General features: G+C 50.4%; 10 protein-coding genes. 6 read left to right on the top strand and 4 right to left on the bottom strand.

From position 1 onward, the window contains the following. A partial coding sequence (locus ABTW62_RS12720; protein ID WP_430904948.1) for a hypothetical protein occupies positions 1-220 on the top strand: 220 nt, incomplete at its 5' end. 167 nt (positions 221-387) lie between these two features. Then, on the top strand, positions 388-1,032 hold the full coding sequence (locus ABTW62_RS12715; RefSeq protein WP_430904947.1) for an SOUL family heme-binding protein: 645 nt from the start codon (positions 388-390) through the stop codon (positions 1,030-1,032). 509 nt (positions 1,033-1,541) lie between these two features. On the opposite strand, the gene ABTW62_RS12710 is transcribed toward ABTW62_RS12715, so the two are convergent. After that, positions 1,542-3,104 (bottom strand): sigma 54-interacting transcriptional regulator, encoded by a 1,563-nt coding sequence (locus tag ABTW62_RS12710; RefSeq protein ID WP_430904946.1) that lies wholly within the window; start codon positions 3,102-3,104, stop codon positions 1,542-1,544. Positions 3,105-3,508: 404 nt separating this feature from the next. On the opposite strand from ABTW62_RS12710, the gene ABTW62_RS12705 reads away from it, so the two are divergent. After that, a complete protein-coding gene (locus ABTW62_RS12705; protein WP_430904945.1) occupies positions 3,509-4,162 on the top strand; it encodes a beta-class carbonic anhydrase in 654 nt (217 codons plus the stop codon). 98 nt (positions 4,163-4,260) lie between these two features. Further along, positions 4,261-4,500, top strand: coding sequence for an FmdB family zinc ribbon protein (locus ABTW62_RS12700; RefSeq protein ID WP_430904944.1), 240 nt, complete (start codon positions 4,261-4,263; stop codon positions 4,498-4,500). Between the two features lie 214 nt (positions 4,501-4,714). On the opposite strand, the gene ABTW62_RS12695 is transcribed toward ABTW62_RS12700, so the two are convergent. Together ABTW62_RS12695 and ABTW62_RS12690 are read right to left on the bottom strand one after the other, a co-directional pair. After that, the gene (locus ABTW62_RS12695; RefSeq protein ID WP_430904943.1) at positions 4,715-5,335 is read right to left on the bottom strand and encodes a cell wall hydrolase; all 621 of its coding nucleotides are present in this window, start codon (positions 5,333-5,335) and stop codon (positions 4,715-4,717) included. Between the two features lie 129 nt (positions 5,336-5,464). Then, complete coding sequence (locus ABTW62_RS12690) at positions 5,465-6,739, bottom strand: esterase/lipase family protein (protein ID WP_430904942.1); 1,275 nt, start codon at positions 6,737-6,739, stop codon at positions 5,465-5,467. Between the two features lie 626 nt (positions 6,740-7,365). Between ABTW62_RS12690 and ABTW62_RS12685 the strand changes: the two genes are divergently transcribed. Next, entirely contained in the window at positions 7,366-8,343 is a 978-nt protein-coding gene (locus tag ABTW62_RS12685) for an isoaspartyl peptidase/L-asparaginase family protein (protein ID WP_430904941.1), read from the top strand. A 21-nt stretch (positions 8,344-8,364) separates the two neighbouring features. Beyond that, positions 8,365-8,844, top strand: a complete 480-nt coding sequence (locus tag ABTW62_RS12680) for a nucleoside deaminase (RefSeq protein WP_430904940.1) — start codon at positions 8,365-8,367, stop codon at positions 8,842-8,844. Positions 8,845-8,936: 92 nt separating this feature from the next. On the opposite strand, the gene ABTW62_RS12675 is transcribed toward ABTW62_RS12680, so the two are convergent. Beyond that, on the bottom strand, positions 8,937-9,945 hold a 1,009-nt coding region (locus tag ABTW62_RS12675), incomplete at its 5' end, for a zinc-binding alcohol dehydrogenase family protein (protein ID WP_430904939.1).

Raw genomic sequence — 9,945 nt, 5'->3', positions numbered from 1 at the left:
ATTTGAGGCCAAGCCGCTCTCGTATCATTCATCGTTCAATGACAAAAATGCGGGGATTGAAACCGCCTATCAAACAGGTAACTATACAGTGGAAGTCGTAGCGGATGAATTCGGGCTGGATTATACGACTGTCAGTCGAATTGCAAAAAAACCGGGATGTGATGTTTTATCAAAAGACTTGACCCCTATATATTTCTGGACTGAAACCAAAAAACCATAGCTGTACTTTCGCTTTTCTCCCATAAGCCTGCGAACAATTCTCGGCCTGATATGCTATTCTGGTACGCAAACGCACCCTGCGCACAGCGGTGACTGCCACTGAATACACTGGGGGTACACTTCATGCACCGCACTGAACCGAAAATAGCTCAGAGGCACATGAAAACAATGCATAATTTAGCAAGATTTTTTGGAGCCATTCTAGGCCTGATCGGCATGACAGCCTGCTCTGTTTTTGGTGAATCAGGTGTCGAAAAAGCACCCTACACTATCGTGTTGCAGGACGAAGCAATTGAAATTCGGGAATATTCTCCACGTGTCCTTGTCAGCACCATCAGCAGCGGGGATTTCGATGACGCCACCAGCACCTCGTTTCGCCGCTTGTTCAATTATATCTCCGGCGAAAATATTGCGCGTCAGGCAGTCGAGATGACAGCCCCTGTATTGATTGAAGAAAGCGGGCAGAAAATAGACATGACCGCGCCGGTCCTGATCGCCGAAGCGGCGGAAGGCTGGAAAATGTCCTTTCACCTGCCCTCGGCATTCACATTCGAAACCGCACCGGCGCCCACCAATCAGCAGGTCTTCCTGGAGAAAATCGAGCCGCAGACAATAGCGGCATTGAGATTTTCCGGCCTGATGAGAAGAAAAAAAGTCGAGGCCATGCGTGAAGAACTGATCAAATGGCTGGATGAAAAAAGCTATGTCTACGACGCCGAGGCATACAAAGTCGCCGGCTACAACCCACCCTGGACGATCCCGTTCTTGCGCAGAAACGAGATCCTGATTCCGGTCAAAGCGGTCAAAGAATAAGCCCTGCGCAGGATACACCGGCATCAGGCGGCGCATTCAAGGCAAAGGAAGCACCTGGCCGGTACATCCCGGGCTCTTGATTCACTGCGGCCAACTCTTCTTCCTGCGCCCTACACCATCAAGCCCGTGCCATGTTTCCCCAACCATCCCTTTTGCCTCCGGTAATCCAGCATGGCCCTACCCACCTCATTCCAAAAGGCATTGCTATGATTCTGGTGATAAAAAAAGGTCGCTTCCCTTTCAAGCTTGTTTAAACAGCGGCAGCAAATGAACGATTGGTCCTCGTGGTTAGCTGAGGATAATGAACCGACGTCCCTTGAAATGTCGCGACGAAACGCCGAAAAAGGGCTGCCTTGTAGTACCGCGAGATTTGTTCAAAGCTTGGAAAAAATTGCAGGTAGAGTATTACAGTATCGTCCGATAGGCCGTCCTGAAAATAAAAAGGTAGTATCCCCTTTTCTTCGATATAGCCATAGACCTTCCCTGGTAGAGCTTCCGCCTGATGGTTTTCAATCAGGGATGCGAAAATCTGCCAAATTTATATGGTATTTTTTGAGTTTGGCATAAACAGCTCGCGATGTAATTCCCATATTCTCAGACACTCTTTTTATATTTCCGTGATGCTGTTTCAACGCGGTTTCAAGGAAGGATTGCTCTATTTTGGCAAGAGCATGTTCTTTTACGCCTTTCCATTCAACAACACTTTTGGTTTTAGCTGGAAGCTCTAAATCCAGCTCGGTCATTTCTTTGCCAGTGGCAAACAGAATACTGCGCTCAAGAATATTTTCCAATTCACGAACATTGCCTGGCCAATGGTAGGCGCGGATTTTGCGCATGACTTCACGGCTCACTGATTCAACCCCTCTGTTATAGCGCTTGTTCAATCGTTGAATAATCAATTGCACCAAGTAAGGCAGATCTTCCGGCCGCTCGGCCAAGGGAGGAATGTTTAAACGGACTACGTTGACGCGGTAGTAAAGGTCATTGCGAAATAAATCCTGTTTAACGAGACCTTCCAGATTTTGATTCGTTGCCGAAATGATCCTGACATCGACCGCCAATGTTTGTTTGCCGCCAACTCTTTCCAGCTCTCCTTCCTGGATAACACGAAGCAATCGAGTTTGTGCCGCTGGCGACAATGAGTCGATCTCATCCAAAAACAGAGTGCCGCCCTCGGCTCGCTCAAAGTAGCCCTGGTGTACTTCTATGGCTCCGGTAAAAGCGCCCTTTTCATGCCCAAACAAGGCACTTTCAATCAGACTTTCCGGAATTGCTCCGCAGTTAATAGCGATGAACGGTTTATGATAGCGTTCACTCATCGCATGTATGGCACGTGCTATCAGCTCCTTACCCACGCCTGTTTGCCCCTGGATTAGCACTGTTGCCACAGTAGGCGCAATAACCTCAATCGATTGCAGTATTTTCTGCATCATTGGTGATTTTGCTATGATTACCGGAGACTGATGCTTCTTCGAAGCTTGTCTGCTTTGTTTGTACCAAAGTCGTTGCATGTTTGTTTCAATTCGACACTGCAATTCATTGATATCATTAATCTCCTTAACCGGCGTTGTGTCGGTATATTCCATTCCGGCATGTCCTTTTGCTGCCTGCGGATTGGTATAAACACATACATCACATTGCCCATCCTGGCGGGCTATGCTTTTTTTAATTTCAACCTTGGCATAACCGAAGTTTCTAGCTGCTATTCCCCCGAATACGCTGGAGGTCATTCGGCATAATTCAGGAAAGTTGGTGACTTGCTCGCCGAAAGGACAACGGGAATTGGTAACCGTTATGCAGTCTGGATTACTGGAAACGAGTGAAAATTTACCGCCAATATTGTTTTTGATACCGAGTATGAGCTCGGTATAGCTTTCACTATCAAGCTGCTCACTTTTATGAGTATTCTCCCGGTACGTTTCTTCAAAAAAGCATCCAGCAGTTTTAGCGATATGTTCAATCAACTGCTCGCAATGCTTTTGCCCCTGTTGTTCACTGGCATGCATCAGCTCAAGAATAAAAGTTTGCAGAAAAAAAACCGGTGTTAACTCAGCAAGAGGATTTTTGTTCATAGATTATGGATGATTTGTGAAGTAAAGCTTCATAAATTGAAGCACAGCTACACAAATGTAGCAACAACTCATAAATAACTCATTGTAATTAATAATACAAATTGTTAATCCTCGGTGGCACGGTATTTGCTTGTAATTTTATTGCATCGAAAACAATCTGGTGTACGGGTTAACAGGCGCTAAAAAAGATTTTCGAGGCAGCCGAATGCAAGAACAGGCGAAAAAACGCATCTTATGCTTAATAAATGAGCATTCTGAACCCGTTTTTAACACCGTAACGGCAACGCAGATAATTCTTAACGGCCTGTGAAATATCCGTTATGAATCCCTTTAGGGTCTATCGCAAAAAGTAGATTACTTAAAGTGCGTTTAAAACTGCAACCTATTACCGAGGAGACTCAACATTGAAAACACTCAAAGATGAACTAAGCACACGTGTTGCCACATATGATCACTGGGCACAGCGCCGCCGCCATGGACCGGCTGGACATAACAACCTAAGATTATGGGTACTTGCCTGCATGGACGAACGCCTGCCAGTAGACGAAGCACTCGGCATTCATGTAGACACACCGGCCGGACATGGCGACGCACACTGTTTCCGCAACGCCGGCGGAATTGTCACCGATGATGCGATCCGTTCGGCGATGCTGACTTGTAATTTCTTTGGCACCAAGGAAATCGTCATCGTACAACATACGCAGTGCGGCATGCTGTCGGCGAATGCGGCCGATTTGGAAAAAGCTTTCCGCGACAAGGGAATCGACCCGGACAATATCGCACTGGACCCGACGCTGCCGGAGCAGAGGCTAGAGAAAGGCGCATTCGCTAAGTGGATCGGAATGATGGATGACGTGGACGAAACCTGTATGAAGACCATCGAAACATTCAAAAACCATCCTCTCATTCCCAAGGATGTGGCTATCAGCGGCTGGATCTGGGAGGTCGAGACGCGCCGGCTGAGAGCGCCAACCCGTGACCCCGAAAAACGGGCCAGAACCGATGTCACCTCCGCTCAATTTGGTGTCAATGAAAAACAACCGCCTCGCTGGAGCTAATTTAAGAATAAATCCGGAAACGTGTCCGCTTGGCATAAACAGGCGGTCACGTACCAGCATTTCCCAGAAATGCCCCCATACAAGAATAGGAATTCCAAATGCCAATTTATGATTACCAGTGCACACCATGCAAACTGCAATTCGAAGCACACCAGTCAATTAATTCACCCGCCCCGGATTGCCCCAAATGCGGCAGCATAGCAGAGAAAGTGATTCTTTCCGCCCCCGCGGTGCATGGCAACATGGCGCGCGGCCGGGATCTGGCCATGCGCTCGCTTCAGCCAAAACCCGATCAAGCACACGGTCATCCGCCGGGATGCGGCTGCGGGCATCACTAGGAGGCTGTCCGAGAATAGCGATCGTAGCGAGGGCGAGGCTGGTTGAGTTGGATTTTTCGATCATTTGAGGCGAATAGTCGTTCTATTTAACGAAAAGGATCGTAAAATCCGGCCAATCAGGCTCGTCCGCAGTAGATCAGTCTATTCTTCGACAGCCTCCTAGCGCCAATCCTTTGAACGGTGGCTTGATGTATCAGATCAAAATACATGGAGCCTATTTTGCTTCACCGCCGGGCGGCTTGTAAAAAACATGCTCGCCTATCTCTACCGTCTTGATGAATTCCGCGGACCAACTGGGTGTTACTTTCCGCTGGTGGAAATACAATGCACCACCGGTTCTATCTGTTAGTTGCCGGTTAATCGCTTTTCGGGCTATTTCCTTGGCGATTGCGTAGGATTCATCATCCTTCGCGTCAATCGAACGATCATCACACAACCATGAGAATTGGCAGGCCCCTTGCTCGCGGCCTTCCGCGACAACTTCACAGATCGTATTAGGAAAGCCCTCAAAGCCTAAACGGTTCATAATCACATTGGCGACGGCTTCCATTCCGGCAGCACCATCGCCTCTAGCTTCCCAGTAGATCGAACGTGAAAGACATGTAATCGCATCGTCCAAAGGACCTGCACCAACTGGATCAACCGCCTGCGCTTCGGGTTTCGTGATAATTTCTGATGAGGAAGGAAGCGTCGTACTGCTCCCGTTCGCAGCTTTCTGCTCCAGCACCGTCGCCTTGCTCTGGGTGGCTTCCGCCTTGCTTGCTTGATCAGCCGCGTTCGCCTGGCTCAAAACAAGAATGATTGCAAAGCAGATCGTAATCCATATCTGACACATGATTGAGCTCCTCCGTGATGCATAATATATAGGCGATACCCGATCCAATTTCGAAAGGTTAAAATATTTAACCGGCTGGTAGGCACGATAAGCAGCAGATATCGCATGCTCAATCTAACCCGCTGCTATCTATTGTAAATTTCTTAAAATTTCAGCCCCTACGCTAATATCAGTTGTCTCACAGGTGTGAGTCTGTCCCAGATTCCCGATAACAGGTACATTTATCTTGTTGCCGCATCCTCTGAAAAGAATATCAATCCTGGTCGATTTCTGTTGCAAAGGAACACTTTCGGTTACTGTCATCAGATTCTGGGAAAGCTCCGATACGATGCCATCCCCATCTTCGAAATCAACCAAGCCGGACAAAGTCGGTTGACCCGTTCCAATTATCGAAACATAGGAAACATTGGGGGGAAGGGGATGGGTGACTAAATCATTAAGATTGTTCAAAGCCGCACTATTTGGTTGTAAATCCTTGACTGCAACACTATTTGGGTCGATATCCATAGGCAGAAGATCACAAACACCAACATTACCGGAAATATCGAGAAAATCGAAATCAGCGTGGCATACCTCTGCCCAGAAACTTCCCAGATGAGGAGTGCCAATGGTAATGAGTTTTGCAACATCCTCTCGATACGGGATTGTCGTGACTGAATCGAGCATTCGCGCCAATCCTTGCAGGTATTCTCTGGCAACCAGGCCACCCGAACTATGACCAATCAGGAGAACCTTTGCTGCGCCAGGATTTTCATCTAAAACCGCTTGAATGATTGCTGCCAGTTCGCCTCCCTGAACATCAAAAGACAACCCCTGGCTATCAGAGAAATTTAATGCATAGAAATCACCCGCGCCACCCGTACACCCATTAAGCGGGCTTGAGTCTGGTGGGCAACTAATATTAACCGTACCTGTGGTCTGATCAATGGCCGGTATTCCACCATAAGTCCAGCCAGCATAACTTACTAGATAGTCCCTGTACGCTACCCAAGTGTCTGCAGATGAGGATACGCCATGAATGAAGATAACGGGGTACGGCCTTTCTCCGCACCCGGCTTCTTTCAATAAAGCGGATAATTCACCCATGTCTCTCAATGAGACATCGTTCGGTCCCAGGTAATATACATGGTTGTCGACGGAGGAAGCGCCCACATAAGCATTGGTGCCGGGGTAATAGCGATAAGTGTAGGGTGCAGAAAGTTGCACGCCTTGCACCGCGGGTGAAAACAGGCTGGGGTAGAAGGTTTGCGCCCAGTTGAACAGACACTCCAGACTGGATGTCGCCACGTTCCCGGCTTTCACCGAGGAGCCAATAGCCGCTGCTGTGTGGCAAAACACCACGAGTATTATCAATCCTAGCGCGCGCGTTAGCAAAGAGCCACTTTTGCGTTGTGGGATGTTCATAGTATTTTCCAAAAGTAAAGAAACAGGATAGGCAACGATAAGCGAAGAATCTTGCTCAATAGCTAGTACTCCGTACCGTCAATTAGCTTACAAATGAAATCGATGGATTCGCCTGCCAGGCTAGGCGCAAACCGCAGTCATAGCCGTAGCTATGGCGAGGATTTGCAACAACGCATGACAGGCGAAGGCGCGATTTCATGTAAGCGGTTTGGCGGAACGGAGTACTAGACTTCAAGACGATACCGATATCGCATCAAAATTTTATGCATAATATAATTGTGGGGCTGGCCGCAGTCGGTACGGCAGCACACATAAGGGACTGCTGCTTGCATATACCTGGATTTCTTGACTACGTCTCACTGAGGGGTTCAGGATAATTGTCGTTTGGCTTGCAGTTTATGCAAGCGATCCTGTAATGTTGCATCCAGCAGCGATGACCAGACTAGTACTCCGTTCCGTCAATTAGCTTACAAATGAAATCGATGGATTCGCCTGCCAGGCTAGGCGCAAACCGCAGTCATAGCCGTAGCTATAGCGAGGATTTGCAACAACGCATGACAGGCGAAGGCGCGATTTCATGTAAGCGGTTTGGCGGAACGGAGTACTAGCAATTTAATTCGATAACGATGGACACTTCTCAAATCAGGCTGGTCATTCACGGTGGCGCCGGTGCGATCAAGCGCCACAAATTGACTGCCGAGCGCGAGCAGGCTTATACACAGGCACTCACAGCCTCGCTGGCGGCTGGCTATGCGGTGCTTGCTGCAGGCGGTAGCAGCATTGACGCCGTAATGGCTGCGATTGTGGTGATGGAAGACTCCCCTGTGTTCAACGCCGGCAAGGGTTCGGTATTCAGCCACGCCGGCCACAATGAAATGGATGCGTCGATCATGGAAGGTGCGACTCGCATGGCCGGTGCAGTTGCGGGCATCAGGACGATTCGCAATCCGATCCGGGCCGCGCATGCGGTGATGACGAAAAGTGCGCATGTCCTGCTGATCGGCGAGGGCGCAGAAACCTTTGCCAGCGAGCAAGGTATCGAGATCGTCGATGCCTCCTATTTTCATACCCAGTCCCGCTGGAACCAGCTGCAAAAAGCGATGGCTGAAGAGCGTGTGCTGCTCGATCATGACGCTGATTCGGATACACCCGCTGACGAGGATGGCAAATACGGCACAGTTGGCGCTGTGGCGCTGGATTGCCATGGCAACCTCGCCGCAGGCACTTCAACCGGAGGGCTCACCAACAAACGCTTCGGGCGCGTAGGCGATTCGCCGATCATCGGCGCAGGCACTTACGCGGACAATCGCTCGGTCGCCGTCTCTGCGACCGGCACCGGAGAAATGTTCATCCGCGCTGTGGCAGCATTCAATACTGCGGCGCAGGTGCGGCTGCAGCACAAACCAATAGCCGAAGCAGCAGACAATACATTGGCGGAAATCGCCGCTATCGGTGGTGATGGCGGCCTGATCGTGCTGAATACCCAAGGCGACTATGCCATGCGATTCAATACCAGCGGCATGTACCGGGGCATGATCGGTCACGATGGGATTGCACATATCGGCATTTTTACGGGCGATGAAACACCCGTTTCCTTACCATGAACCTAGCAAGCTCATACCGGCATGACTGAAGCACGGCACTTGCGATTTATGCGGGAAGCCATCGACCTTGCAACCCAAGGCGTCAACAAAAACGATGGCGGGCCGTTTGGTTGCGTCATCGTCAAAAATGATGTGATTATCGGAAGAGGTAATAATCGGGTCATTGCCACCAACGACCCTACGGCTCACGCCGAAATCCTGGCGATTCGGGAAGCGTGCCAGCATCTGGGCACTTTCCAGCTCGAAGGTTGCACGCTCTACACCACTTGCGAGCCCTGCCCCATGTGCCTGGGAGCGATCTATTGGGCGCGCCCGGACAAAGTGTTCTACGCCTGTACCAGCAGCGATGCCGCACACATCGGTTTTGACGATCAATTTATTTATCGGGAAATCCTGGCGGACAAACCTCAGCGTAACCTCCCGATGGAACAGTTACTCCGCCCGGATGCACTGAAAGTATTCTCGGCATGGTCAGCGAAACCGGATAAAAAGTACTACTAGGAGGCTGTCCGGTGCGCATATCTGCCGCATGCTCACAGCCCCCTCCAAACTGGCTGCTGAAAAACGGCCAGCTGCCATTCCTGGCTTGTTTCTCAAAATCCGGTCAGGGCGATTTTGCCGATCATCCTGCCGCTGGCAACACGTTCGAATGCGGTTTGCAATGTTTCCACAGCAAGTTGGCCGCCCTCTTGCGTCAGAATCGAGTGCACGACACCCCCATCAACTGCCTGTGCCAGACGTTGCAAATAAACGCTTTGTTGCGACTGGTCCGGCATTTTAAACATCGCGCGCGTGAACATGAATTCCCAATGAAAACCCACGCTCTTGTTTTTGAAGCGATTCATGTCCAATGGCTGACGGTGACTCACCAGGGCGCAGATCCTGCCAAAAGGGCGAATGCACTCTGCCATGCCGTCAAGATAGGCATCGGTATCTGCAGCACACAGAATCCAGTCCACCTCCTGTTGTAGCTGAGCGCGCAATGGCTGGCGATGATCGATGACCTGATCAGCACCCAGCTGCCTGCACCAATCCTGGCTATCGGGCCGGGAAGCCGTCGCGCTCACCCATGCGCCTGCCTGCTTTGCCAGCTGGATCGCCATGGAACCGACGCCTCCCGCCCCGCCGACGATGAGCAAGTGTTTTCCACGATTGCCCGAGGCATCCAGGCTTAAGCCCAAGTGATCATATAGCGCTTCGGAAGCGGTCAGCCCGACCAAGGGCATGGCTGCAGCTGCCAGATCGGAAAGGCTGCGAGGCGCCTTGGCAACCAAGCGGCTATCCACCACCTGCCGCTCGGCAAAACTGCCTGTGCGCGTGACATCGCCCGCATAAAATACCCGCTCCCCCACTGCGAAACCCTCGACCCGGGCCCCCATGGCCAACACCTCGCCACAGGCATCGAAGCCGAGCACTTTCAATCCGGTCTGCTCCGCTTTCACACTCGCCTTGAGTTTGATATCTACAGGATTGACCGCCACCGCTTTGACCCGAACCAGCAAATCCCAGTCGTTCACGGCAGGTTCCGGCAATTCGGCCAATTCCAGAGTTTGTCGAGAATTGATACCCAGTACACGCATATAATGAAAATAAGTTATTTCA

This window comes from Nitrosomonas sp. ANs5, assembly GCF_050584665.1.
Taxonomy (GTDB): domain Bacteria; phylum Pseudomonadota; class Gammaproteobacteria; order Burkholderiales; family Nitrosomonadaceae; genus Nitrosomonas.
Note: the sequence above shows the minus strand (reverse complement) of the source record. Positions and strands in the feature narration are given on the sequence as shown.